Genomic DNA, 25,062 nt, shown 5'->3' on the forward strand with positions numbered 1-25,062 from the left:
CGCGACACGGTACCGCCAACCCGGGCCGGTCAGCCGAGCAGGACCACGTCGACCTCGGTGCCGGGCTCGACCGAGGTGTCCTCCTCGGGGACGACGATCAGACAGTCGGCCTGTGCGAGGGCCGCGACGAGGTGTGATCCGGCGCCCCCGACGGGCGTCACCCGGCCGTCCGCGTACGTCCCGCGCAGGAACTGCCGGCGTCCCGCGGGCGAGGTCAGTGCCTTGTCGGTCTCCAGCACGGCCCGCACCGTCGTGCGGTGGATGTCCTTGAGGCCCATCAGGGTGCGGATCGCGGGGCGCACGAAGAGTTCGAAGGAGACGTACGAGGAGACGGGGTTGCCCGGGAGGGCGAGCAGGGGGGTGTGGTCGGGGCCGATGGTGCCGAAGCCCTGGGGTTTGCCGGGCTGCATGGCGAGTTTGCGGAACTCGATGCCGCCGCCCGCCTCGTCCTCGTCGCCGACGGAGGAGAGCGCCTCCTTGACGACGTCGTAGGCGCCGACGCTCACTCCGCCCGTGGTGACGACCAGGTCCGCGCGGATGAGCTGGTCCTCGATGGTGGCGCGGAGTGTCTCGGCCTCGTCGGCGACGGCCCCGACCCGGTAGGCGAGGGCTCCGGCGTCACGGGCCGCGGCGCACAGGGCGAAGCTGTTGGAGTCGTAGATCTGGCCGGTGCCCAACTCCTCGTCGGGCTGGACGAGTTCGCTGCCGGTGGACATGACGACCACGCGCGCGCGGGGCCGTACGCGGACGGTGCCGCGGCCGATCGCGGCGAGCAGGCCGATCTGCGGCGGGCCGAGGATCGTGCCGGCGTCGAGGGCGCGGTCTCCGGCCTTCACGTCACTGCCCTTGGCGCGCACGTGCGCGCGTGCCTGGGCCGGGCGGTGGACCTGCACCTGGCCGAAGGCGCCCTCGGGGGCGGTGCTGTGGGCCCGCATCCCGGAGACCGGGCCCTCGTCCAGGCCGCCGTCGGTCCACTCCACGGGGACGACGGCCTCGGCGCCGGGCGGCAGTGGGGCGCCGGTCATGATGCGGGCGGCCTGGCCGGGGCCCACGTGGAGCAGCTCGGCCTGGCCCGCGGCGACGTCGCCGACGACCGTCAGGACGGCCGGGAACTCCTCGCTCGCGCCCGCGACATCCGCGACCCGCACCGCGTACCCGTCCATCGAGCTGTTGTCGAAGGGCGGCAGGGACACCGGCACCGTGACGTCCTCGACCAGGACGCAGCCCTGGGCGTCGAGGAGTTGCAGCTCGATGGGGTCGAGAGGGCGCACGGTCGCGAGGATGTCCTCCAGGTGCTCGGTCACCGACCAGGTGTGGTCCTGGCCGGTGACGCGGGTCGCGGCGGTGCTCAAGTCGCTACATCTCCTCGGCTACGTAACTGCGAAGCCAGGTCCGGAAGTCCGGGCCCAGGTCCTCACGTTCGCATGCGAGTCTGACAATGGCACGCAGGTAGTCGCCGCGGTCCCCGGTGTCATAGCGGCGGCCGCGGAAGACGACGCCGTGCACGGGGCCGCCGACCTTCTCGTCGCTGGCGAGCTGCTGGAGGGCGTCGGTGAGCTGGATCTCCCCGCCGCGACCGGGCTCGGTCTTGCGCAGTATGTCGAAGACGTGCGGGTCGAGGACGTAGCGCCCGATGATCGCGTAGTTGCTGGGCGCGTCCGCCGGGTCCGGCTTCTCGACCAGTCCCGTCACCTTCACGAGGTCGTCCTCGCCGGTGGTCTCGACGGCGGCGGAGCCGTAGAGGTGGATCTGCTCGGGCGCGACCTCCATGAGCGCGATGACGCTGCCGCCGTGCCGCTCCTGGACCTCGACCATGCGTGCGAGGAGGGGATCGCGGGGGTCGATCAGGTCGTCGCCGAGGAGCACCGCGAAGGGTTCGTTGCCCACGTGCGGGGCCGCGCACAGGACGGCGTGACCGAGTCCCTTGGGGTCGCCCTGGCGCACGTAGTGCATGGTGGCGAGGTCGCTGGACTCCTGGACCCGGGCGAGCCGGTCGGCGTCGCCCTTCTTCTGGAGGGCCGATTCGAGCTCGTAGTTGCGGTCGAAGTGGTCCTCGAGAGGGCGCTTGTTGCGGCCCGTGATCATCAGGACGTCGTCAAGACCCGCCGCCGCGGCCTCTTCGACCACGTACTGGATCGCCGGCTTGTCGACGACCGGCAGCATCTCCTTGGGAGTGGCTTTGGTGGCCGGCAGGAACCGGGTGCCGAGGCCTGCTGCGGGGATGACAGCCTTGCTGATCCTTGGGGGGTGTGACTCAGTCATGTCCGCAACCATATCCGGTGGCTATGTGCGGAATCTGTAGCTCCGGTTAATTCACTCTCATATGAGCATATTAGGAAGTTACAGGAGCAACCTGTGCGTCACAGCAGTTCTGGTTCCGAGCCTGACAAGCGTACGTTGCGGCGGCAATTCCTCGCGGTGAGAAACAGGTTGACAGCCGATGACGTACGGGCGACAGGGGCTGCTCTGGCCGACCGTGCCCTTGAGCTGCCCGAGCTGACACACGCGCGCACGGTGGCAGCGTACGTCTCCGTGGGGAGTGAGCCCGCCACCCTCGCGCTGCTGGACGCGCTCCGCGCGCGGGGCGTGCGGGTGCTGCTTCCGGTCCTGCTGCCGGACAACGACCTGGACTGGGCCCCGTACGCGGGAGAGGACTCCCTCCAACTCGTCCGGCACGGCGGGAAAATGGCCCTCCTGGAGCCCGCGGGTGCGCGGCTGGGACCGGCGGCCGTCCAAGAGGCGGACGCCGTCCTGCTGCCCGGCCTCGCCGTCGACGCCCGCGGGATGCGGCTGGGGCGCGGCGGGGGCTCGTACGACCGCGTACTGGCCCGTCTGGAGCGCGCGGGGGCCGATCCCGCGCTGGTGGTGCTGCTGTACGCCCCGGAGGTCGTCGAGCGGGTGCCGGAGGAACCGCACGACCGGCCCGTCCACGCGGTGGTCACCCCGGAGGGCGTGCGCCGTTTCCGCTGACGTCCCGGCCCGCGCCGCCCCCGTGGAAAGGGCCCTCCGCGCGCGCGGAGGGCCCTTTCGACGTCATCGCGTCACGACGGTTTCAGGACCAGCGTGTCGCTCGTGCCGTTCTCGACGGCCTTCTCCGAGAAGGACCAGTCCAGCAGTTGGCCCTCGGCCCAGATGTCCGTCTGGTCGGTGTAGTGGGCGCTGTAGGCATGCCCCGAGGCCCCGGTGAGGTTGATCCACTTCGACTTGTCGAGGTCCCCGAGGTTGACCACCATCCGCATGGACGGCACCCAGACGACGCCGTAGCCGCCCGCCGCGTTCCAGCCGGTCGCGTTGACCGTCGCCTCGCCGCCGCTGAGCTTCCAGGGGCCGCGGTTGAGCATGTACTGGAGGAAGCCGGGGCCTTCGGTGCCCAGGGTCTGGTTCTTCAGGAACAGCCGGTGCAGCCGCCCCCAGCTCCAGGTGTCGATGTCCTTGCCGAGCTTGGCTGTCAGCTCCCAGCGAGCGTCGGCCATGGCACGGGAGAACAACTCGTCACGGGTGTCGGTGGCCTTGTCGGTCCGCGTCCCGGGTGACTCCCACCAGTCGTTGTCCTCGTCGCCGATGAGGTTGCGCACCACCTCGAACCAGCGGTCGCCGCCGTCCGGCTGCGCCTGGTCGGCGGCGCGCCGGCCGCACTCGCGCACCGTCCGGTCCTCGTCGGCGGGCCCGGTGGTGTCGACCGGGGCCACGTTCAGGCACTGGCCCTCGACCCGCAGCTCCTTGGGCAGCTTGTTGCCGAAGGCGAGCTTGAGGATGTTGCGCCAGACCGAGTTGAAGTAGGCGGCCGCCGCGGAGTCGGCGTCCTGGGTGTAGTCCCAGCCCTCCAGCAGCTTCTGCGCCTCGCGGACGTCCTTGTCGTCGACGTCGATCTTCAGCAGCTTGGGCACCAGCAGCTTGGCGATCTCGCTGCTGTTGTCGAGCTGCATCTGGCGCATGTCCTCGGTCGAGATCTTGCCGCCGCCCTTGATCTTCGACTCGATCAGGTCGGTGATGCGCTGGCTGCGCGTTCCGTAGCCCCAGTCCGTGGTGAGCGTGTAGGGGTACTTGTCCTCGTCGACGACGGCCTGGTTGGCGGTCACGATGTAGCCGCGCTTCGGGTTGTACTCGTAGGGCAGCTCGGCCTGCTTGATGTAGTCGCCGGTCCAGTCGTACTTGGAGTCCCAGCCCGGCGCCGGGAGGGAGCCGTCGTAGCCGTCGGGGCGGATCGGGATGCTGCCGGGCAGCTGGTAGCCGATGTTGCCCTCGGTGTCGGCGTAGACCAGGTTCTGCGAGGGCACGTCGAAGGACGCGGACGCGTTGCGGAACTCGGTCCAGTCGGAGGCCTTGTCCAACTCGAAGACGGCGTCCATGGAGTTGCCGGGTTCCAGCGCCGTCCAGCGCAGTGAGATGCCGTAGCCGTCCCCGCGGTCGGGAGCGGCGGTGTCGACGGTGGCCTTCTGGCCGACCTTGACGAGTTCGTCGTCGCGGTCGGACAGCAGGGGTCCGTTGTCGGTCTCCCGCACGACGATCGTCTTGGACTTGCCGCCCGCGACCTTGATGGTCTCCTTGCGGGTGGTGAAGGGTTTCACCTTGTCGTCGACCTGGTAGCCGTCGCCGGTGAGCTTCTCCAGGTAGAGGTCGGTGACGTCGACGCCGGAGTTGGTCATGCCCCAGGCGATGTCCTGGTTGTGGCCGATGATCACACCGGGCATGCCGGCGAAGGTGTACCCGGAGACGTCGTACTGGCACGTCGCGGAGATCTTCGTGCAGTGCAGGCCCATCTGGTACCAGACCGAGGGCAGCGAGGCCGACAGGTGCGGGTCGTTCGCCAGCAGTGGCTTGCCGGTGATCGTGTGCGCGCCCGAGACGACCCAGGAGTTGGAGCCGATGCCGTTGCCGTTCACTCCGACGGCGGTCGGCAGGTCGTCGAGAATGTCGTAGAGCCCCGACAGCTGGCTCTCCAGTCCGGTGGGCGCCTCGGTGTCGCCCGCGAGGCCGGTGCCCGCCGTGGAGCCCGAGGTGGACGTGCCGCCCTGGACGTACGACTGGGTGGCGCTGTCGTACTGGCCCTCCTGGACGATCGTCTCGTTGCGGCTGTAGGGGTAGTCCGGGTACAGGTCCGCGATCTGCTTGGGCCCGAGGCGGCTCGTCATCAGGGAGCGGTCGATCTCCTCCTGCATGTTGCCGCGCAGGTCCCAGGCCATCGCCTTCAGCCAGGCCACCGAGTCGACCGGGGTCCACTCCCTGGGCTTGTAGTCGTTGCTGAAGCCGAGGGCGGCGTACTCCAGGGAGATCTCCTCGCCGTCCTTGCCCTTCAGGTAGGCGTTGACCCCCTTGGCGTAGGCCTGGAGGTACTTCTTCGTGGAGTCCGACAGCTTGGTGTCGTACTCCTCCTTGGCGACCCGGTCCCAGCCCAGGGTGCGCAGGAACTCGTCGTTCTCGACCTGCCCGGAGCCGAACATCTCGGACAGCCGGCCCGAGGTCATGTGCCGGCGCACGTCCATCTCGTAGAACCGGTCCTGCGCCTGGACGAAGCCCTGCGCCATGAAGAGGTCCTCGTCGGAGGAAGCGTAGATCTGCGGGATCCCGTAGCTGTCCCGCTTGACGTCCACGGGTCCTGACAGACCGTCGAGCGTGGTCTCGCCGGTGGTCTGCGGGAAGGAGGCGCGCACCGTGCTGACACCCCAGTACCCGCCGAAGGCGACGCCCCCGATGACGGCCAGAACCAGGACGATCAAGAACAGTCGGGCTTTGCGCCCCTTCTTCCTGCCGGACTTGCCGGGCTTTTGGCCGGAAGAGGCGGTGGTGTTGGGGGGCATCGCTGTCCTTGCTGTCCTAACGCGAGCGGCAGGCGGGGCTGTGCATTTGACTGAGCGCTGGAGCAACCATAGGCGCAGGGTCCACCGCGCCTTGACGCGGAGTCGGGTACCCGGACGGACGGGCGTTCGATCTTGCCGGAGCGAACGTCAAGAAAGCGTCAAGAGTTAGGTAAGGTAATGAAGTACTTGCACTGAAGTGCTCGGCTTCCGGTGTTGTGATCCGAGGGTTTTGATTCGCGTCCGCCGATCCGCGTCCGCCGATCCGGACCCTCCGATCCGGAACCGGATTGACGAGGAAGGAACGGCCGCTGACTGTCCACCACCTCAACCAGCTCCTGTTCGTCTGCTCGCTCGTTCTGCTCGTCGCGGTGGCAGCGGTTCGGATCTCCTCGCGCAGCGGGCTCCCCACCCTGCTCGCATACCTGGGCATCGGCGTCGCGATGGGCCAGGACGGCATCGGCGACGTCCAGTTCGACAACGCGGAACTGACCCAGGTCATCGGATACGCGGCCCTGGTCGTGATCCTGGCCGAGGGCGGCCTCAGCACGAAGTGGAAGGAGATCAGGCCGGCCCTTCCCGCCGCCACCTCGCTGGCCCTGGTCGGCGTCGCGGTCAGCGTCGCGGTCACCGCCACGGCCGCCCACTTCCTGATCGGCTTCGACTGGCGCCAGGCGCTCATCATCGGGGCGGTGGTGTCCTCGACGGACGCGGCGGCCGTCTTCTCCGTGCTGCGAAAACTTCCCCTCCCCGCGCGCGTGACGGGCGTCCTGGAGGCGGAGTCGGGCTTCAACGACGCCCCGGTGGTCATCCTCGTCGTCGCGTTCAGCACGGCGGGCCCGGTGGAGCACTGGTACGTACTGCTCGGCGAGATCGCGCTGGAGCTGGCCATCGGCGCGGCCATCGGACTCGCGGTGGGCTGGATCGGCTCCTTCGGACTGCGGCACGTGGCACTGCCCGCCTCCGGCCTCTACCCCATCGCCGTGATGGCCATCGCGGTCGTGGCGTACGCCGCCGGGGCGCTCGCCCACGGCAGCGGCTTCCTCGCCGTCTACCTCGCCTCGATGATGCTGGGCAACGCGCGACTGCCGCACTGGCCGGCCACCCGAGGTTTCGCCGAGGGGCTCGGCTGGATCGCCCAGATCGGCATGTTCGTACTGCTCGGGCTGCTGGTCACGCCGCACGAGATGGGCGACGACATCTGGCCCGCGCTGGTCATAGGCCTGGTGCTGACCGTGGTGGCCAGGCCGCTCAGCGTCGTCCTGAGCCTGCTGCCGTTCCGCATACCATGGCAGGAACAGACCCTGATGTCCTGGGCCGGACTGCGCGGCGCGGTGCCCATCATCCTGGCGACCATCCCCATGGTGAGCGGCATCGAGGAAAGCCGTCGCATCTTCAACATCGTGTTCGTCCTGGTCGTCGTCTACACCCTCATCCAGGGTCCCACGCTGCCCTGGCTGGCCCGCAAGCTGCGCCTGGGCGAGTCCGAGGGGCCCGCCGACCTGGGCATCGAATCGGCACCCCTGGAGCGGCTGCGCGGCCACCTGCTGTCCGTGAACATCCCTCCGGGCTCCCGCATGCACGGCGTGGAGGTGGCCGAGCTGCGGCTCCCCGCGGGCGCCGCCGTCACCCTCGTCGTGCGCGAGGAGAAGTCCTTCGTGCCCCTGCCCACGACCGTGCTGCGACGCGGCGACGAACTCCTCGTCGTCACGACCGACCCCGTCCGGGACGCCGCCGAACGGCGACTCCGCGCGGTGGGCCAGGGCGGCAAGCTGGCCGACTGGCTTGGGCCGGCACCCACGGGCGACGGAACGGGCCACCGGCACGGGACGCGCTGAGACGGGGGAAGGGGTCGAACGGGGGGGGGAGGGGTGGCCCGAGGGACGGGCGCTCCGGGGGGATGGGCCCTCCCCTCCGGGGGATCCGGGCCTCGGCCACGCACGCCACCCGGCGACGGGCCACGACCACGGGCCACGGGCCACGTTTCGTCCGGCCGACGCCGGGTGATCCGACGAGGAGTCAAGGCGAACCGCCCCTTAACGGCGGAAATGCATTCGCAGGCGTACGGCGTCGCGGTGCTCGCTTTCACAGGCGGCGACCCGATCTTCCCTGTACGATGAAGGCATACTTTGATCGAACCAACTCTGCCTGACGCAGAGCTGGCGCGACCGTATGGCGGCCGCGGTGCCCTCTCGACGGGCAGCCGGTATCTACCGCAGTTCCGCGCAAGAGGACAGCTCTCGGCGCCCCCCGCACGGGCGCGCTACCAGGCGGCAGAAAGGCACGGCCGTGGCATCCACGGTCACCTCCCGCCCCGGGTACGGGCAGCTGCTGCGCACGCGCGGCGCCTGGACGTTCCTGCTCCCCGGCTTCGCCGCACGCCAGCCGTTCGCGATGCTGACCATCTCCATCGTGCTGCTCGTGCAGCACACCACCGGCTCGTACGGTGCCGCCGGCGCCGTCGCCGCCGTGACCGGGGTCTCCATGGCCCTGTTCGCGCCCTTCACGGGCCGCCTCGCCGACCGCCTGGGCCAGCGGGCGGTACTCCTCCCCGGCGTCCTCGTACACACCCTGTCAGGCCTCTCCCTGACCGCGCTCGCGCTGACGGACGCACCCCTGTGGGCGCTTTTCGCCGCCGCCGTGCCGACCGGAGCCTCGGTCCCCCAGATCGGCCCGATGGTGCGCGCCCGCTGGGGCGTGAAGCTCCAGGGCTCGCCCCTGATGACCACCGCGGCTGCCTTCGAGTCCGTCACGGACGAGCTGACCTTCGTGTTCGGGCCTCTGCTGGCGACCGCCCTGTGCACCGCCGTGGACCCCGCGGCGGGGCTGCTGACCGAGGCCGCGCTGACTCTGGTCGGCGGCCTCCTGTTCGCCGCGCAGAAGGGCACCCAGCCCTCCGTGGCCCGCGACGGGCACGCGCGCGTGGAGCACGTCTCCGCACTGCGGGTCCCCGGGGTACGCGTTCTGATCGTCGCCTTCCTGGGCATCGGATCCGTCTTCGGCGGCATGCAGGTCTCCCTGGCCGCGTTCAGCGAGTCCATCGGGGAGCCCGGCCTGAACGGCGTCCTGTACGGCGTCTTCGCCGCGGGCAACATGCTCTCCGGGATCGTCTGCGGCGCCGTCGCCTGGAAGGTGGCCCCGCAGCGGCGTCTCGTCCTCGGGTACGCGGCCCTCGCGCTCACCGCCTCCGGACTCTGGGCGGCGCACTCCGTGGTCGTACTCGCCGGAATCGGCCTCCTGGTCGGCATGTGCATCGCTCCGGCCCTGATCACCGGCTACACGCTGGTCGAGGGCCTGGTGCCCGTCGGCGCCCGCACCGAGGCCTTCACCTGGCTGACGGGCGCCGTCGCGCTCGGCCAGGCCGCGGCCGTCACCGTCTCCGGACAACTGGAGGACCGCTTCTGGGACGGGGCCGGTTTCCTGGTGCCGATGGCCGGAACGGCACTTGCTCTGATAACCCTTGTGGCGCTGCGATCACGGCTGGCGACGCGGCCCGCGAGCCGCACCGTCGCACGTGGCGTGGGTCACCGAGTGCCGGTGGCGGTGGACTGATCTCGCGGAATACGTCACTATGGACCGTCGTTAGCACTCATTGAGTGAGAGTGCCAGGAGGAAGACCAGTGCCGACCTACCAGTACCAGTGCACCGAGTGTGGCGAGGGCCTCGAGGCGGTGCAGAAGTTCACCGACGATGCCCTGACCGAGTGCCCCAACTGCGGTGGCCGCCTGAAGAAGGTGTTCTCGGCCGTCGGCATTGTCTTCAAGGGCTCCGGCTTCTACCGCAATGACAGCCGCGGTTCGTCGTCGAGCACCTCGCCGGCGTCGACGCCCACACCCGCTGCCAAGCCGTCGTCCACACCCTCGACCTCTTCGTCGTCCTCCTCGGACTCGAAGTCGTCGGGAAGTGGCTCGTCGGGAAGCGGTTCGTCGGGAAGTGGCTCGTCGAGCAGCAGCTCGGCCGCGTGAGGCCGGTTTCCGCCACGTAGGGCTAGTTCCTGCCGCGTGAGGCTTGTTCCTGCCGCGCAAGGCTTGTGTCTTACGGGACCCTGTCGTCGTACGACGGCGGGGTCCTCGGCGTTTTCCGGCCCGGCTAGGGTGCCGTTCATGGCGAACACGGAGAACGCGCAGAGCCCTGCCGGAGAGCGGGCGGCGGACAGGGCCGAGATCGGGGTCATCGGCGGCTCGGGGTTCTACTCCTTCCTCGACGACGTCACCGAGATCCAGGTGGACACCCCCTACGGGCCGCCCAGCGACTCCCTGTTCCTGGGCGAACTGGCCGGACGGCGGGTCGCCTTCCTCCCCCGGCACGGCCGTGGCCACCACCTGCCGCCGCACCGCATCAACTACCGGGCCAACCTGTGGGCGCTGCGCTCCGTCGGCGCCCGGCAGATCCTCGGCCCCTGCGCGGTCGGCGGGCTGCGGCCGGAGTACGGGCCGGGAACACTGCTCGTGCCCGACCAGCTCGTGGACCGTACGAAGGCGCGGGCGCAGACGTACTTCGACGGGCTTCCGCTGCCAGACGGCGCGGTGCCGAACGTGGTGCACGTGTCTCTGGCGGACCCGTACTGCCCCGTCGGGCGCAAGGCCGCCCTGGAAGCGGCGCGCGGGCGGGACTGGGAGCCGGTGGACGGCGGCACCCTCGTCGTCATAGAGGGACCGCGGTTCTCCACCCGTGCCGAGTCGCTCTGGCACCAGGCGCAGGGCTGGTCCGTGGTGGGCATGACCGGTCACCCCGAAGCGGCGCTCGCCCGTGAACTGGAGCTCTGCTACACGTCGATGACCCTCGTCACCGACCTCGACGCCGGAGCCGAGACCGGCGAGGGCGTCTCGCACGACGAGGTGCTGCGTGTGTTCGCGGCGAACGTCGACCGGCTGCGGGGCGTGCTCTTCGACGCGGTCGCGGGACTGCCGGCGAACGGGGCACGGGACTGCCTGTGCGCGAAGGCGCTGGGCGGGATGGATCCGGGGTTCGTTCTGCCGTAGGGGTGGGGGGCGATGGTGGTTGGGGGTTTTGCGGGGGCAGCGGCTACGGCAGCCGGGAGTTGGCGGGGCAGCGGCAGCTGGGAGTTGGCGGGGCAGCGGCAGCTGGGAGTTGGCGGGGCAGCGGCAGTTGGGCGGGGGCTGGGGCCGGGGGTCGGCGGCCGGGGCATGCGGGAGCGGTAGGCCGGGACCGGCATACCGGGGCGTTGCTGCGTATCGAGGCGTTGCTGCGTGCCGGAGTGTCGCTGCGTGCCGAGGCGTTGTTGCGTGCCGGGGGCGGGTGCCGTGCGCGGGGAGGCTGGCCCCGTGAGCGGGTGGTGGAACTTCCCGTTCGGGTGAGGGAGTTGTCCACAACCTGTCGGTGGTCCACGGGCCCCGGCGGGCTCGGCCGCGAGGCCTCATCGTGGGACCGCAAGCCGATCTCTCGTCACAGGTGGTGGTCACCATGGCACAGCCCTCCCCCCTCCCCGCTCTCACCTCACTCGCTCCGCCCGTACGGCCGCCCGGCACGGACGCGCCTCCGACCTGCGAGGTGCCGCACTTCGCCCCCGTGCGGGTGCGCGGCGGGCGGTACCAACTGCGGCGCCTCACCCGGCACAAGCGGCGGGCCGTGGCCGCGGGACTGGCGGTCACGGCCGCCGCGCTCATCGCGGCGGGCCCTCGTGACACCGAGCGGGCGCGGGGACACCCGGTGGGCACCGCGCGTTCCGCCGCCGACTCCGCGTCCGCCGCCGGCTCCGGCTCCACCCCCGTGCGCGGGCGGCGCGCGGCCGAGATGGTGTCGGCGCCGGTACGGATCGCCGACGCGGCCACGGTTCGGCTGTTGCGACCCGGCGACCGGGTCGACATCGTCGCGGCGGACAGCGGCGGGGACGCACAGGTGGTCGCGTCCGGGGTGCGCGTGACCGAGGTGCCGCGGGTCGACGCGGACGAGACCGGCGCGTTGGTCGTCCTCTCCGTACCCCGGGACACGGCGGCGCGACTGGCCGGAGCGAGCACGACCTCACGGCTGGCGGTGACACTGTGCTGAACCAAGCGACGGCCGGTGACTCCGCAGGTGACGAATCGGTGTCAAGTCCCCCCTTCGAGCTACCTGATTGGACAGGCCGGGCACGCCCTGCCGTAGGTTGCGGAGCTGTTTGTTCCACAACTTGTGCAGAGGGGCCCCTCGGTGAGCGAAGAGAAGAAACCCAGTGTCCTGGAGGGCTTCAAGGCCTTCCTGATGCGAGGCAACGTCGTCGACCTGGCGGTCGCGGTGGTCATCGGCGCGGCCTTCACCAACATCGTCAACTCGTTGGTGAAGGGAGTCATCAACCCGCTGGTGGGCGCGTTCGGCACCAAGGACCTTGACCAGTACAGCTCGTGTCTGAAGTCGCCGTGCAAGTTCGACGAGGCGACGGGCACCGCCACGAGCGGCATCCCGATCATGTGGGGCACGGTCCTCAGTGCCACCCTCACGTTCCTGATCACCGCGGCCGTCGTCTACTTCCTGATGGTCCTGCCCATGTCCAAGTACCTGGCCCGGCAGGCGGCCCGCCAGAAGGCGAAGGAGAACACGCAGGAGGTCATCGAGGTGACCGAACTGCAGGTGCTGAAGGAGATCCGCGACGCCTTGGTGGCCCAGCGCGGTCCGGAGCGCAACGACACCCCTTAGCGGTGGCGGGACTCGGGGTCGGGGCCAGGATGCGGTGGGGCGCTGCTCCCACGTACTGGGACGCGGTTCAGATGTGGTGCGGCGGCTTCTCGTCGAGGAAGCGCTTGAGGTCCGCCGCGCTGTCGCCGTCGTTGCCGGGCCGCTCGCCCCACCCATGGTCCGTGTCGTCCGAGGACTGCCGGCTCAGCGGGTCGTCGAAGTCCAGTGCGGCGGGCTTGGGATCGCGGGGCTCGGGGGCGGGGGCGCTGCTCATGCCTCCAGAGTACGCCGAGGGGGTTGCGGCCTCACCCAGCTCGGACAAGGGCTGCGGCACCTCGACGGCCGCCGGACCGAGGGCGGAAGACGCGGTCCGCGGGCTTGGCGGACCCCCGCTGAAGGACGCTGCACCCAAGTCCCCTTGTGAACGGGCTCACAAGAATTTCCGGGACTTTTCTGCTGTGCTTGGCGCTATGACCTCCCCTTCCAGCTCCGGTTCCGGTTCCGGATCCGCAGCGACGCCACAGCCTCTCGATCACAGGCCGGTGCGCAGAATGTCCGCCCGCGCTCGCGAGGAGGCCCACCGGGTCGCGTCGCCGCTGGAACTCTTCTTCGACCTGTGTTTCGTCGTGGCGATCGCCCAGGCCGGGATCCAACTGGTGCACGCCGTGGCCGAGGGGCACGCGGGCGAGGGCATCCTCAACTACGCGATGATCTTCTTCGCCATCTGGTGGGCCTGGATGAACTTCACCTGGTTCGCCTCGGCGTACGACAACGACGACGTGCCCTACCGGATCGTCACCCTGGTACAGATCGCCGGCGTCCTCGTCCTGGCCGCCGGGGTGTCGCGGGCGGTCGAGGACCACGACTTCCTGTTCGTCTGGCTCGGCTACGCGATCATGCGGTCCGCGATGATCACGCAGTGGCTGCGGGCGGCCCGCTCGGCCACGGGACCCGAGAGAACCATGGCCCTGCGGTACGCGGGCGGCGTGCTGATCTGCCTGATCGGCTGGCTGGGGCTGCTGGTGCTGCCGGAGGCCGGCCGGCCCTGGGTGTTCCTGGTGATGGGGATCGCCGAGTTGTGCGTCCCGCTGTACGCGGAGAAGGACTTCGCGACGCCGTGGCATCCGCACCACATCTCCGAGCGGTACGGCCTGTTCACGATCATCGTGCTGGGTGAGACGATCGCCGCGGCCACCGTCGCGGTGAAATCGGGTGCGGACGAGAGCGACGCCCTGGGTGAACTGCTGCCGATCGCCGCGGGCGGGCTGCTGATCGTCTTCTCCGCGTGGTGGATCTACTTCGTGGTGCCTATCCACGGGTATCTGCGCTCCAGCAGAGAATCCTTCCTCTGGGGCTACGGCCACTACCTGATCTTCGCGTCGGCCGCCGCGATCGGTGCGGGCCTGGAGGTCGCGGTCGAGCAGGCGGTCGGCAAGGCTCACATCTCGACACTCTCCGCGTCCGCCGCGGTGACACTGCCGACAGCTCTGTATCTCCTCACCGTGTGGGTGCTGCACGCGCGCTTCTTCAAGGTGGGTATCGCCCAGCAGGCGGTCCTGCCGACCGCCGCCCTGCTGGTCATCGTGTGCACGTTCCTGGGTGACCGGGCGGTGCTCGCGGCGGGCACCGTATCGGCGCTCGCGGTGGCGGCCGGGGTGGTGCTGACGGCACGGATGGCCAAGCGGGAGGAGGCGGTGGCCGGGTAACGGGAAGACTGGGGCCATGACAGTTGACGCTCTGACGGATGTGGCGGGTCTGCGGGTGGGGCACGCGACACGCACCGGCGAAGGTTGGCTCACCGGCACCACGGTCGTACTCGCCCCGCCGGGCGGCGCCATCGCGGCCGTGGACGTGCGGGGCGGTGGGCCGGGCACCAAGGAGACCGACGCGCTCGACCCACGGAACCTGGTGCAGAAGGTCGAGGCGGTCGTACTGACCGGCGGCAGCGCGTACGGGCTGGATGCGGCGTCCGGTGTGATGGCGTGGCTTGAGGAACGCGGGCGCGGGGTGCGGGTGGGCGCCGACCCTGCCCAGGTCGTACCGGTCGTGCCCGCCGCCTCGGTCTTCGACCTGGGCCGTGGCGGCGACTTCCGGGCACGGCCGGACGCGTCGACGGGCCGTGCGGCTGTCGAGGCGGCCGCCGCCGGCGAGCCCGGCGCCCCGGTGCCGGAGGGCTGCGTGGGCGCCGGCACGGGAGCCGTCGCCGGGAACCTCAAGGGTGGGATCGGCAGCGCGAGCACCGTGCTCGACTCGGGGATCACGGTGGCCGCACTGGTGGTCGTCAACGCGGCCGGGTCGGTGATGCAACCGGAAACGGGGGCGCTGTACGGGGAGTTGATGCAGGGCCGTACGCCGTATCCGTCGGTCGAGGTGCACGAGGCTGCGCGGCGGCGACTGGCCGAAGCCACCGCGAAGAACGGCCCTCCCCCGCTGCACACCACGCTCGCGGTCGTGGCCACCGACGCCGACATCACGCGGGCACAGGCGCAGAAGCTCGCGGGAACAGCGCACGACGGCATCGCGCGCGCCGTTCGCCCGGTGCATCTGCTGAGCGACGGGGACACGGTGTTCGCACTGGCCACCGGCGCCCGGCCATTGGCCGACGAAAGCCCCTTCGCGCTCAACGCCGTCCTCGCGGCAGGCGCGGACGTGGTGACACGGGCGATCGTCCGGGCGGTGCGGGCCGCGAAGTCGGTGGACGGGGCGGGCGGCGTGTGGCCGGCGTATGAGGAGTTGTACGGGGGGATCGGGGGGCGGGGGTAGGTCTCGCGGGGGTGGAGGGGAGGGGGCGGGGGGCGGGGGGAGGCCCCCCAGGGAGAAGTCTCCTGAGGAAGGGAGAAGTTCCCGGAGGAGATCGGGTAATCAAGGGATCGGGAGATCGAGAGATCCTGAGATCGAGGGACCCGGAGAACGAGGGACCACGAGGGACCCGGAGAACGAGGGACCACGAGGGACCCGGAGATCGAGGGACCCGCAAATCGGGGGATTGTCCCGGTTCTGTCACGTGAGGGCGTTCACCGTGGGCTGAGGGAACCCTTCCTCTCCTCGGGCGCTCTTTCTCGACGTACTGGAGCGGATGACGCATATCCCGAGAAACTGGAGCAGCCCGTGGCAACGCCGGACATGACAGCGCGGCGCGCACTGGGGGCCTGTGCCGCCCTGATGGTCGGCGCCCTCACCCTCACCGGTTGCGGTGGCAGCGCGAAGGCGGACAGCAAGAGCGGCAAGGGCAAGGCGGACGGGGCGAGTTCGGCCAAGACGTCGACGGCGAAGCTCACGATCTCGGCCAAGGACGGTTCGACGGGCGCGTCCATCAACGCGACCGGTGTGAAGGTCAGCGGCGGCAAGCTCACCGTCGTGAAGATGACGGTGCCCGGGACCGGGGCGGCCGTGGCCGGGGCGATCTCCCCGGACGGCACCTCCTGGAAGCCCGAGGAGCAGCTGGAGCGGGGTACGAAGTACCAGATATCGGCCGAGGCCAAGGACGCGAGCGGGCGTACGGCTGCCGCCAACTCCATTTTCACGACGGTCACTTCCAGCAACAGTTTCATCGGCACGTACACGCCCGACAACGGCACCACGGTCGGGGTAGGGATGCCGGTCTCCTTCAACTTCGACAAGGTGATCAGCGACAAGAAGGCCGTACAGTCGCACATCACGGTCTCCTCCAGCAGCGGACAGCAGGTGGAGGGGCACTGGTTCGGGGCACAGCGGCTCGACTTCCGGCCCGAGCGGTACTGGAAGGCCGGTTCCAAGGTCACGATGAAGATCGACCTGGACGGGGTCGAGGGCGCGAACGGTGTCTTCGGGGTGCAGAAGAAGACCGTCACCTTCACCATCGGCCGCTCGCAGGTGTCCACGGTGGACGTCGACACGCAGACCATGACGGTCGTGCGGGACGGGCAGATCCTCAAGAAGGTCCCGATCTCGGCAGGGAGTCCGGACCACACCACGTACAACGGGCAGATGGTGATCTCGGAGAAGTTCGTCCAGACGCGGATGAACGGGTCGACGGTCGGTTATGGCGGGGAGTACGACATCCCGGATGTGCCGCACGCGATGCGGTTGACGACTTCGGGGACGTTCATCCACGGCAACTACTGGTACAACAAGGGCAATCCACCCTTCGGCCGGGAGGGCACCAGCCACGGCTGTGTGGGACTCGCCGACGTGCGGGGGGCAAATGGGGACACGAGCGCCAAGTGGTTCTACGACAACTCACTCATCGGGGATGTCGTGGCCGTCGAGAACTCCCCTGACAAGACCGTCGCGCCGGACAACGGGCTCAACGGCTGGAACATGTCGTGGAGTGCCTGGATCGCGGGAAGTACCGTCTGACGAGGGCTTTTTGACGGCTGGGCGGGCCGCGCGGGAACTTTCCGGGCGGCCTGCCCGTTTTCCAGGCGTAGGTTTTCTCGGTTCGCGGACATGATGTCCGACCGAGGGGCTACGGTATGCACCCACAAGGTGACATGCAGCAACGCCGGGAGAAACCTTGAGCGTTCCGTACGAGACAGCAGCGTACGAACCACCCGAGTCGCCCGAGTCTCCGGAGGAGCATCTCGCGCGACTCCTCGGTCGTGCCCTGAACTCCTTCGAACTGCCTGACGAGACCATACGGCGGCTCGACTGCGCGCTGGCGCACGACAGTTCACTGCACTCCGCGCACCACAGCGCGGGGCTGCACCGCGAGACGTACCGGCACACCTGGCTGCTCGCCGACGGCTCGGCGGTCACGTTGTGGGAGCTCGTGCACAACACGGTGCCCGGCAGCGATCCGCAGCACGAGGTGTACGTCGACGACGAGGAGTTGCTCGCCGCCACGGACCGTCTGCCATTACCCGTGGACACACCGGATTTCGAACTGGCGGTACTCGTGCATCTGACGCCGTTTCCCGAGCCTCGGCACGAGTACGTGCCCGATGACTCGGCGGATCACGCGCGGCGGCTGCTGCGCCGGGCGGAGAACCCGGACCAGCCGGAGGCCGGGATGGCGACCCTGCTGATGAGCGAGGCCTTCGCGCACCAGATCACCCAGGCGTTCGGCCGCCCCTGCCGCACCGGTCGGCCCGGAATGTCCTTCTCGCTCTACGAGCACGCGTTCCTGTTGCGTGACGGGCAGGAGATCTCCCTATGGGAGGTCGAGCACACGGCGACGCCCGACCGGCGGCACATGTGCGAGGTGTACGCCACGGAGGACGCGGCACGCGACGCGATGGAGCGGCGCGCGGCCCGGCTCGGCTGACACCCAGCGCAACATGCGGTACGCGGCGCGCAGTAAGCAGTAAGCGGCACGGAGTACGGCAACATGCGGCACGGAGCACGCAGCGCCTGCTTGGGCACGAGCCCCCGTGACGGCAGCACGGCCCGGGACTGCTGTCCCGGACCGTGACACGGCTCGCGGATGAGGCGAGCGGTTCGCAGATACTCCATAGGCAGGCGGCGGACGGCCAGCGTTCGGCGGTCGGCGTTTCAGGCGGCCGCCACCGGCTCCTTGCGCTCGGTCCGCGCCGATATCGGAGCGTCGGCGACACCCGCACCCGCGCCCTCCGGGGCCTGCTTGCGCATGCCCTTCAGGATGACGACCAGGGCGGTGGTGACGCAGACGCCCGCGGCGATGGCGACCAGGTAGAGGAACGGGTTGCCGATCAGTGGGACCACGAAGATGCCGCCGTGCGGGGCGCGCAGGGTGGCGCCGAAGGCCATCGACAGGGCGCCTGTGACCGCGCCGCCCACCATGGACGACGGGATGACGCGCAGCGGGTCCGCCGCGGCGAACGGGATCGCGCCCTCGGAGATGAAGGAGGCGCCGAGGACCCAGGCGGCTTTGCCGTTCTCGCGTTCGGTCTGGGTGAAGAGCTTGCCTCGGACGGTGGTGGCCAGGGCCATGGCGAGCGGCGGGACCATTCCGGCCGCCATCACCGCGGCCATGATCTTCATCGCCGAGTCACTGGGGCTCGACACCGCGATACCGGCCGTGGCGAAGGTGTAGGCGACCTTGTTGACCGGGCCACCGAGGTCGAAGCACATCATCAGGCCGAGCAGGGTTCCCAGCAGGATGGCGTTGGTGCCGGTGAGGCCGTTGAGCCAGTCGGTCATGCCCTTCTGGGCGGAGGCGATGGGTTTGCCGATGACCACGAACATCAGGAACCCGACGATCGCCGCCGAGATCAGCGGGATCACCACGACGGGCATGATGCCGCGCAGGGCGGTGGGGATCCTGACCTTCTGGATCGCGATCACCACGGCACCGGCGATGAGACCGGCGGCCAGCCCGCCGAGGAAGCCCGCGTTGATGGTGAGGGAGATGGCGCCGCCGACGAATCCGGGGACGAGACCGGGCCGGTCCGCCATGCCGTAGGCGATGTAGCCGGCGAGGACGGGGACGAGGAAGTCGAAGGCCACGCCGCCGATCTGGAAGAACAGCGCACCCCAGCTGTCCGTCTGGAGCCACATGAAGTGGTCCATGACGGACGGGGCCTTGTCGACCTCGTACCCGCCGATCGCGAAGCCCAGGGCGATCAGCAGCCCGCCCGCGGCGACGAACGGCACCATGTAACTCACGCCGCTCATCAGCCACTTGCGGAGTTTGCTGCCGTAGCCCTCACCGGATTCGCCGCCTCGCTCCACCGGCGTACCGGGTGCGGAGCCCGCGGAGATCTCGCCGCGTTCGGCCTTGCCGCGGACCTCGGAGATCAGCTCGGCGGGGCGGTTGATGCCCGCCTTCACCCCGACGTCGATGGTCGGCTTCCCGGCGAAGCGGTCCTTGTCGCGTACGGGCACGTCGTGAGCGAAGATCACGCCGTCCGCCGCCGCGATGACCGCCGGGTCGAGCCGGGTGAACCCTGCCGAGCCCTGTGTCTCGACGACGAGTTCGACGCCGCTGTCGCGTCCCGCGTTCTCCAGCGACTCGGCCGCCATGTAGGTGTGCGCGATGCCGGTGGGGCAGGAGGTGACGGCGACGATACGGAAGGGACGCTCTTCGGAGGTGTCCGGGCTGACGGAGGTCTCACCGGACGCCGAGGACGCGGCGGGTGCCGCAGGCTCCGTGGACTCCGTGGACTCCGCGACCTCGTCCCCGCGGATGAGTGCCGCCGCGGTCGCCGCGTCGTCCACGGACCGCAGGGCGGTGGTGAACTCGGCGTTCATCAGGTGCCGGGCGAGGGAGGACAGGATCGTGAGGTGGGCGTCGTCCGCGCCCGCCGGAGCGGCGATCAGGAAGATCAGGTCGGCGGGTCCGTCCGGCGCCCCGAAGTCGACCCCGGCGGCGCTGCGCCCGAAGGCGAGGGTCGGCTCGGTGACGTGTTCGCTCCGGCAGTGCGGGATGCCGATGCCACCGTCGAGACCGGTCGGCATCTGGGCCTCGCGGGCGGCCACGTCGGCGAGGAAGCCGTCGAGGTCGGTCACCCGGCCCAGGGTCACCATGCGTTCCGCGAGGGCTCGGGCCGCCGCTTCCTTCGTATCGGCGGACAGGTCGAGGTCGACCAGGTCCGCGGTGATCATCTCGCTCATCGCGGGCTCCTTCGCACGCGTATCGCCCGGGGGAAGTCATGGGCGGGGGCGGGGGTGAGTACGGGGATGGGGAAAGGGGTGGGGAGAGGAGTGAGGGCGTAGACGGGGGTTGGGACCGGGGTGGGGACGAGCGTGTGAACTGAGGTGGGGACGAGGGTTGGTACCGGGGTAAAGACGGGGTTGGAGCAAGGCGCTGGACGGAGCGCGGAGGAGGCGGAGCCGGCGAAGTCCCGCTTCCCCCCGGCGGCGTGACCGGACAGGCCTCGCCGCCGCACAACCCCGGCTGCAGCCCAAGCTCCGGTCCCGGCGACAGCCCCAGCTCCGGTCCCGGCTGCAGCCCCGGCCCCGGCCCCGGCCTCGACCCCCGCCGCGGTCCCGGCCAGGACCCCGACGACGAACCTCCCGAACCGCCCCCTCACGACACCGGCTCCGTAAGTACGCGATCCGTGGGGATCTCCGAGGTGACCGTCACGGCGGCGGGGTCGAGGTCGGCCGGGCCCGGCATGACGCTGCCGGGGAGTTGGACGGCGGCGGCGCCGTGGGCGACGGCGGAGGCCAGCGCCCTGGGGCCGCTGCCGCCGGCGATCAGGAAACCGGCGAGTGAGGAGTCACCGGCGCCGACGTTGCTGCGTACGCCGTCCACCCGTGCGCTCGCGAACCAGGCGCCCGCGTCGTCGACCAGCAGTTGGCCGTCGGCGCCCAGGCTCGCGAGTACGGCGCGGGCGCCCAGCTCGCGCAACTCCTCGGCGGCCTTGACCGCGTCGCCCACCGTGGCGAGGGGACGCCCGACGGCTTCCGCGAGTTCCTCGGCGTTCGGCTTCACCACGTCGGGCCGCTCGCGCAGGGCCGCGAGGAGCGCCGGTCCTGAGGTGTCCAGCGCGATCCGGGCGCCCGCCGCGTGTGCTCGGGCGACGAGGTCGGCGTACCAGGAAGGTGCGAGTCCGCGCGGCAGGCTGCCGCAGCAGGTGATCCAGTGGGTCTCGCCGGAGCGGTACTGGGCGCGGACGGTGTCCAGGAGGAGTTCGGCCTCGGTGGCGGTGAGTTCGGGGCCGGGTGCGTTGATCTTCGTGAGGGTGCCGTCGGGTTCGGCGACGGAGATGTTCGAGCGGGTGGCTCCGGCGATGGGGACCGGTGCGACCTCGATGCCCTGGGCGTCGAGCAGGTCGGCGACGAGGGCGCCGGGTGCGCCACCCAGGGGCAGTACGGCGATGGTGCGCTGTCCGGCGGCGGCGACCGCGCGCGACACGTTCACGCCCTTGCCGCCCGGGTCCATGCGTTCGCCGGTGGCCCGGATGACCTCGCCGCGGTCGAGCGACGGGACCTCGTACGTACGGTCGAGGGAGGGGTTGGGGGTGACGGTGAGGATCATGCGCACTCGTTTCTCAACACACGGCGGTGGCTTGCCACTTGCCGCTTTCACAGACGGCGCCTCGGGATGCGGACGCTCGGCTCAGGCCTCGCGGCGCCCTAAACGCACAGCACTTCGGTGCCGCCGCGCTCGATGGCGACGGCGTTCTCCGGGCTCAGCCCGCGGTCGGTGATCAGGAGGTCCACGTCGCTCAGGTCGCCGAAGCGGGCGAAGTGTTCCTGGCCGTGTTTGGAGGAGTCGGCGAGCAGCACCACGCGGCGGGCGGCGCGCATGGTCGCGCGTTTGACGGCGGCCTCGGCGAGGTCGGGGGTGGTGAGTCCGTACGAGACGGAGAAGCCGTTGGCGGCGATGAAGAGGACGTCGGCGCGGATCTCGCTGTACGCGCGGAGCGCCCAGGCGTCCACGGCGGCGCGCGTACGGTGCCGTACGCGCCCTCCGACGAGGTGCAGTTGGATGCCGGGGTGGTCCGCGAGGCGGGCCGCGATCGGCAGGCTGTGGGTGACGACGGTGAGCGTCGCCTCCAGCGGGACGGCGCCGGCGAGCCGGGCGACGGTCGATCCGGCGTCCAGGATCACCGTGCCGTCGTGCGGGAGTTCGGCGACGGCGGCCTGGGCGACGCGGTCCTTCTCGTCGGCCGCCGTGTACTCGCGCTCGGCGAGGTCGGGCTCGAAGTCCAGGCGCCCGGCCGGTATCGCGCCGCCGTGCACCCGGCGTACGAGGCCCGCGCGGTCCAGGGTCTTCAGGTCGCGGCGGATGGTCTCCGCGGTGACCTGGAACTCCTCTGCGAGTGACACCACGTCCACCCGGCCGCCGTCACGGGCGAGCCGGAGGATCTCCTGCTGCCGCTCCGGTGCGTACATGTCCGTTCGCCTCCGACTGATGCCCGAATCTGTGGTTTCAGTCGGAGGCTACGCCCGGATTTCCAGAAAGTAAACAGGTTCGGACGTGACTCAGGCATGAACGGACTTCCGGCGCTCGGAGTGCGACACGAAGGGTCGGCGGAACGGACTTGCGGCTCTGGAGCGCGACACGAAGGGTCAGCGGAACGGACTTCCGGCCTTGGAGCGCAGCGCGAAGGGGCCCGGCACCTGAGGTGCCGGGCCCCCGTCAGTCCTGGCTCACGAAACCAGCTCGGGCTCCTTCGTGCCGCCCGCGGACGGCACGGCGTCCGCGCCCTCTCCCCCCTCCACGTGCTGCGCCGGCCGCTTGGGCAGCGCGAACATCAGCAGGAAGATCGCGGTCATCACCACCGCGACCCAGCCCAGCGCGTGCTGGAAGGCGTTCACGAAGGCCGGGCCCACCTCGGCCGGGGTCAGCCGGTCCGCCATCGTGCCGAAGAAGACGACGGACACCAGGCCGAGACCGAGCGCGTTGCCCATCTGCTGCACGGTGTTGATGAGTCCGGAGGCCGAACCGGAGTGCTCACGCGGCACCTCGGACAGCACCGCGTCCGTCAGCGGCGCCACGATGAAGCCCATGCCGACGCCCATGACCACCAGGGGAAGCGCCATCTGCCAGGGGGCGATGTCCATGCCGTAGCGCTCGGACTCCCAGATGTAGAGGAGTACGCCGGCGGCCATGGTCAGCGCGCCCGCCTGGAGCACCTTGCGCCCGAAGCGCGGGACGAGGAGCTGTACCGACATACCGGCCGCCGCCGACACCGCGATCGAGAACGGCACCCCCGTCAGCCCCGCCCGCAGCGCGCTCCACCCGAGGCCGATCTGCATGTAGAGCGTCCAGACCAGAAAGAAGATGCCGAGACCGACACCGAAGACGGTCTGTACGGCGATGCCCGCGGCGAAGCTCTTCACCTTGAAGAGGGAGAGCTCGACGAGCGGCGAACCGTCGATCCGCGTCTTGCGCTTCTCATACGCCACCAGCGCCGCGAAGACGACCAGCGCGCCGGCCATCGACAGGTGACCCCACAGCGGCCAGCCCAGCTCACGGCCGCGCGTCAGCGGGTAGAGCAGCATGACCAGGCCGAGGGCGACCAGGGCGACGCCGACGAGGTCGAGCTTGAGGGCTCGCGGGGCCTTGGACTCGGTGATGAAGCGCCGGCCGAGGATCAGGCCCGCGATGCCGACCGGAAGGTTGATGAGGAAGATCGGGCGCCATTCGAGGCCGAACAGGTTCCACTCGGTGAGCAGGGCGCCGAGCAGCGGGCCGGACACGGCTCCCAGTCCCACGATCGCGCCGAACAGGCCGAACACCTTGCCGCGCTCGTGCGCCGGGAAGGTCGCGTGCACGATCGACAGGACCTGCGGCACCATCAGCGCGGCCATCCCGCCCTGGAGGATGCGGGAGGCGACGAGCATCTCCGGGTTCACTGCGAAACCGCACAGAGCCGATGCGATCGTGAATCCTGCTATGCCGACGAGGAAGAGCCGCTTGCGGCCGTGGATGTCGCCGAGCCGTCCGCCGGTGATGAGTCCCGCGGCGAACGCCAGCGCGTAACCCGCCGTGATCCACTGGATCTGGCTGACCGAGGCGCCCGCGTCCCGCTGGATGGACGGGATCGCGATGTTGACGATCGTGACGTCGACAAGGTCCATGAAGGCCGCGGTCATCACGATCGCGAGTGCGAACCAGCGACGCCGGTCGGCCGCGGGGGCCGGACTGCTGAGAGTGGTCTCGGTGGAGGTCATGCGGCAAAGCTAGGACCCCATTAGGACAGATCACGTCCTAGTGGTGCGGCACTCTGAGGAACATGACCACGCCGATGGAAGCGACAACGTGACGACGGGGGCCCGCACATGACCACGGACACGCCTGCCCGGCTCCTCCAGCTCCTCTCCCTCCTCCAGACACCCCGCGAGTGGCCCGGCGGTGAGCTGTCGGACCGGCTCGGGGTGTCCCGTCGTACCGTCCGGCGGGACATCGACCGGCTCCGCGAACTGGGCTATCCCGTGCAGGCCACCAAGGGTTCCGACGGCGGGTACCGGCTCGTGGCGGGCAAGGCGATGCCGCCCCTGGTGCTCGACGACGAGGAGGCGGTGGCCATCGCGGTGGGGTTGCGGGCCGGCGCCGGGCACGCGGTGGAGGGCGTGGAGGAGGCCTCCGTACGGGCCCTCGCCAAGCTGGAACAGGTGCTGCCGTCGCGGCTGCGGCACCGGGTGGCCACGTTGCAGGCGGCGACCACGCCGCTCACCAGCGGCGACGGGGCCGGCATCGCGCCCGAGACGCTGACCGTCATGGCCTCGACGGTGGCGGGCCGGGAGCGGCTGCGGTTCGCCTACCGCGCCAAGGACGGGACACCGTCGCGACGGCTGACCGAGCCGTACCGGCTCGTCTCCACCGGCCGCCGCTGGTACCTCGTCGCGTACGACCTCGACCGCGAGGACTGGCGCACCTTCCGCGTCGACCGGGTCGCCGAGCCCTTCGCGACCGGGGCCCGCTTCACTCCGCGCGAGCTGCCCACGGGGGATGCCGCGGAGTTTCTGCGGCAGTCGATGTACCGGCGCCAGGAGACGTACGAGTTCGACGTCAGCTTCGCCGCACCCGCCGCCTTCGTCGCCACCCGGCTGCCCCCCTGGCTCGGAGTACCCGAGCCCGTCGACGACCACAGCTGCCGACTGCGCTCCTCGGCCGGCGACGCCGTCGAGTGGCTGGCGGTACGACTCGCGACGGTCGAGTGCGAGTTCACGGTATGGGAACCCGCGGAACTCGTGCGGTGCGTACGGGAGTTGGGGGCACGGTTGACGCGTGGCGGGGGCGGGGGTGGGGGTTCAAGTGGGCTGGCGGAGGGCGGGGCGGGGCGCTGAGTTGCGCCCAGGG

20 protein-coding genes are annotated in these 25,062 nt (G+C 70.3%); 12 read left to right on the top strand and 8 right to left on the bottom strand.

The window, feature by feature from the left end:
- Positions 1-29: 29 nt before the first annotated feature.
- Both glp and galU read right to left on the bottom strand, forming a co-directional pair.
- A complete protein-coding gene (gene glp, locus ACIP79_RS20730) occupies positions 30-1,352 on the bottom strand; it encodes a gephyrin-like molybdotransferase Glp (protein ID WP_401225294.1) in 1,323 nt (440 codons plus the stop codon).
- Positions 1,353-1,356: 4 nt separating this feature from the next.
- Complete coding sequence (gene galU / locus ACIP79_RS20735; protein ID WP_383678344.1) at positions 1,357-2,262, bottom strand: UTP--glucose-1-phosphate uridylyltransferase GalU; 906 nt, start codon at positions 2,260-2,262, stop codon at positions 1,357-1,359.
- A 93-nt stretch (positions 2,263-2,355) separates the two neighbouring features.
- Here galU and ACIP79_RS20740 point away from each other — a divergent pair, with 93 nt between their 5' ends.
- Positions 2,356-2,970: a 5-formyltetrahydrofolate cyclo-ligase gene (locus ACIP79_RS20740; RefSeq protein ID WP_401225296.1), complete on the top strand. Its 615-nt coding sequence runs from the start codon at positions 2,356-2,358 to the stop codon at positions 2,968-2,970.
- A 71-nt stretch (positions 2,971-3,041) separates the two neighbouring features.
- Here the strand turns inward: ACIP79_RS20740 and ACIP79_RS20745 are convergent, their stop codons facing one another.
- Entirely contained in the window at positions 3,042-5,798 is a 2,757-nt protein-coding gene (locus tag ACIP79_RS20745; RefSeq protein ID WP_401225298.1) for a penicillin acylase family protein, read from the bottom strand.
- Between the two features lie 287 nt (positions 5,799-6,085).
- Between ACIP79_RS20745 and ACIP79_RS20750 the strand changes: the two genes are divergently transcribed.
- From ACIP79_RS20750 to mscL, 6 genes are all read left to right on the top strand, one after another.
- Positions 6,086-7,633, top strand: a complete 1,548-nt coding sequence (locus ACIP79_RS20750) for a potassium/proton antiporter (RefSeq protein WP_401225299.1) — start codon at positions 6,086-6,088, stop codon at positions 7,631-7,633.
- A 451-nt stretch (positions 7,634-8,084) separates the two neighbouring features.
- Positions 8,085-9,347 carry an MFS transporter gene (locus ACIP79_RS20755; protein ID WP_387184676.1) on the top strand — a complete coding sequence of 421 codons (1,263 nt, stop codon included), beginning with the start codon at positions 8,085-8,087 and terminating at the stop codon, positions 9,345-9,347.
- A 68-nt stretch (positions 9,348-9,415) separates the two neighbouring features.
- Complete coding sequence (locus ACIP79_RS20760) at positions 9,416-9,760, top strand: FmdB family zinc ribbon protein (RefSeq protein WP_383678336.1); 345 nt, start codon at positions 9,416-9,418, stop codon at positions 9,758-9,760.
- Positions 9,761-9,898: 138 nt separating this feature from the next.
- The gene (locus ACIP79_RS20765; protein ID WP_401225302.1) at positions 9,899-10,777 is read left to right on the top strand and encodes an S-methyl-5'-thioadenosine phosphorylase; all 879 of its coding nucleotides are present in this window, start codon (positions 9,899-9,901) and stop codon (positions 10,775-10,777) included.
- A gap of 442 nt (positions 10,778-11,219) precedes the next feature.
- Positions 11,220-11,804: a hypothetical protein gene (locus ACIP79_RS20770; protein WP_401225303.1), complete on the top strand. Its 585-nt coding sequence runs from the start codon at positions 11,220-11,222 to the stop codon at positions 11,802-11,804.
- Positions 11,805-11,945: 141 nt separating this feature from the next.
- Positions 11,946-12,428 (top strand): large conductance mechanosensitive channel protein MscL, encoded by a 483-nt coding sequence (gene mscL, locus ACIP79_RS20775; protein ID WP_401225305.1) that lies wholly within the window; start codon positions 11,946-11,948, stop codon positions 12,426-12,428.
- A 67-nt stretch (positions 12,429-12,495) separates the two neighbouring features.
- On the opposite strand, the gene ACIP79_RS20780 is transcribed toward mscL, so the two are convergent.
- The gene (locus ACIP79_RS20780) at positions 12,496-12,681 is read right to left on the bottom strand and encodes a hypothetical protein (protein WP_401225308.1); all 186 of its coding nucleotides are present in this window, start codon (positions 12,679-12,681) and stop codon (positions 12,496-12,498) included.
- A 196-nt stretch (positions 12,682-12,877) separates the two neighbouring features.
- Here ACIP79_RS20780 and ACIP79_RS20785 point away from each other — a divergent pair, with 196 nt between their 5' ends.
- The 4 genes from ACIP79_RS20785 (at position 12,878) to ACIP79_RS20800 (ending at position 17,652) form a co-directional block, all read left to right on the top strand.
- Positions 12,878-14,113, top strand: a complete 1,236-nt coding sequence (locus ACIP79_RS20785) for a low temperature requirement protein A (protein WP_401225309.1) — start codon at positions 12,878-12,880, stop codon at positions 14,111-14,113.
- A 16-nt stretch (positions 14,114-14,129) separates the two neighbouring features.
- The gene (locus tag ACIP79_RS20790) at positions 14,130-15,170 is read left to right on the top strand and encodes a P1 family peptidase (RefSeq protein WP_401225311.1); all 1,041 of its coding nucleotides are present in this window, start codon (positions 14,130-14,132) and stop codon (positions 15,168-15,170) included.
- 345 nt (positions 15,171-15,515) lie between these two features.
- A complete protein-coding gene (locus tag ACIP79_RS20795; protein ID WP_401225314.1) occupies positions 15,516-16,745 on the top strand; it encodes an Ig-like domain-containing protein in 1,230 nt (409 codons plus the stop codon).
- A gap of 157 nt (positions 16,746-16,902) precedes the next feature.
- Entirely contained in the window at positions 16,903-17,652 is a 750-nt protein-coding gene (locus ACIP79_RS20800; RefSeq protein ID WP_401225315.1) for a DUF6227 family protein, read from the top strand.
- 227 nt (positions 17,653-17,879) lie between these two features.
- Here ACIP79_RS20800 and ACIP79_RS20805 read toward each other — a convergent pair whose 3' ends face one another.
- The 4 genes from ACIP79_RS20805 to ACIP79_RS20820 form a co-directional block, all read right to left on the bottom strand.
- Positions 17,880-19,919 (bottom strand): fructose-specific PTS transporter subunit EIIC, encoded by a 2,040-nt coding sequence (locus tag ACIP79_RS20805; RefSeq protein WP_401225318.1) that lies wholly within the window; start codon positions 19,917-19,919, stop codon positions 17,880-17,882.
- 415 nt (positions 19,920-20,334) lie between these two features.
- Entirely contained in the window at positions 20,335-21,288 is a 954-nt protein-coding gene (gene pfkB / locus ACIP79_RS20810) for a 1-phosphofructokinase (RefSeq protein ID WP_401225321.1), read from the bottom strand.
- Between the two features lie 98 nt (positions 21,289-21,386).
- On the bottom strand, positions 21,387-22,148 hold the full coding sequence (locus ACIP79_RS20815; RefSeq protein ID WP_383678316.1) for a DeoR/GlpR family DNA-binding transcription regulator: 762 nt from the start codon (positions 22,146-22,148) through the stop codon (positions 21,387-21,389).
- A gap of 258 nt (positions 22,149-22,406) precedes the next feature.
- Positions 22,407-23,933, bottom strand: a complete 1,527-nt coding sequence (locus tag ACIP79_RS20820) for an MFS transporter (RefSeq protein WP_401225324.1) — start codon at positions 23,931-23,933, stop codon at positions 22,407-22,409.
- 108 nt (positions 23,934-24,041) lie between these two features.
- Between ACIP79_RS20820 and ACIP79_RS20825 the strand changes: the two genes are divergently transcribed.
- Positions 24,042-25,049: a helix-turn-helix transcriptional regulator gene (locus ACIP79_RS20825; RefSeq protein WP_401225326.1), complete on the top strand. Its 1,008-nt coding sequence runs from the start codon at positions 24,042-24,044 to the stop codon at positions 25,047-25,049.
- The last annotated feature ends 13 nt before the right edge of the window (positions 25,050-25,062 follow it).

Origin of the sequence: Streptomyces sp. NPDC088747, assembly GCF_044751025.1 — a bacterium.
Classification (GTDB): domain Bacteria; phylum Actinomycetota; class Actinomycetes; order Streptomycetales; family Streptomycetaceae; genus Streptomyces.

Coding starts and splice junctions, on each gene's coding strand:
- ACIP79_RS20815 (WP_383678316.1), bottom strand. CDS start 22,148: ATGTACGCACCGGAGCGGCAGCAGGAGATCCTCCGGCTCGCCCGTGAC.
- galU (WP_383678344.1), bottom strand. CDS start 2,262: ATGACTGAGTCACACCCCCCAAGGATCAGCAAGGCTGTCATCCCCGCA.
- ACIP79_RS20770 (WP_401225303.1), top strand. CDS start 11,220: ATGGCACAGCCCTCCCCCCTCCCCGCTCTCACCTCACTCGCTCCGCCC.
- ACIP79_RS20745 (WP_401225298.1), bottom strand. CDS start 5,798: ATGCCCCCCAACACCACCGCCTCTTCCGGCCAAAAGCCCGGCAAGTCC.
- ACIP79_RS20780 (WP_401225308.1), bottom strand. CDS start 12,681: ATGAGCAGCGCCCCCGCCCCCGAGCCCCGCGATCCCAAGCCCGCCGCA.
- ACIP79_RS20825 (WP_401225326.1), top strand. CDS start 24,042: ATGACCACGGACACGCCTGCCCGGCTCCTCCAGCTCCTCTCCCTCCTC.
- pfkB (WP_401225321.1), bottom strand. CDS start 21,288: ATGATCCTCACCGTCACCCCCAACCCCTCCCTCGACCGTACGTACGAG.
- ACIP79_RS20820 (WP_401225324.1), bottom strand. CDS start 23,933: ATGACCTCCACCGAGACCACTCTCAGCAGTCCGGCCCCCGCGGCCGAC.
- ACIP79_RS20765 (WP_401225302.1), top strand. CDS start 9,899: ATGGCGAACACGGAGAACGCGCAGAGCCCTGCCGGAGAGCGGGCGGCG.
- ACIP79_RS20785 (WP_401225309.1), top strand. CDS start 12,878: ATGACCTCCCCTTCCAGCTCCGGTTCCGGTTCCGGATCCGCAGCGACG.
- ACIP79_RS20805 (WP_401225318.1), bottom strand. CDS start 19,919: ATGAGCGAGATGATCACCGCGGACCTGGTCGACCTCGACCTGTCCGCC.
- ACIP79_RS20790 (WP_401225311.1), top strand. CDS start 14,130: ATGACAGTTGACGCTCTGACGGATGTGGCGGGTCTGCGGGTGGGGCAC.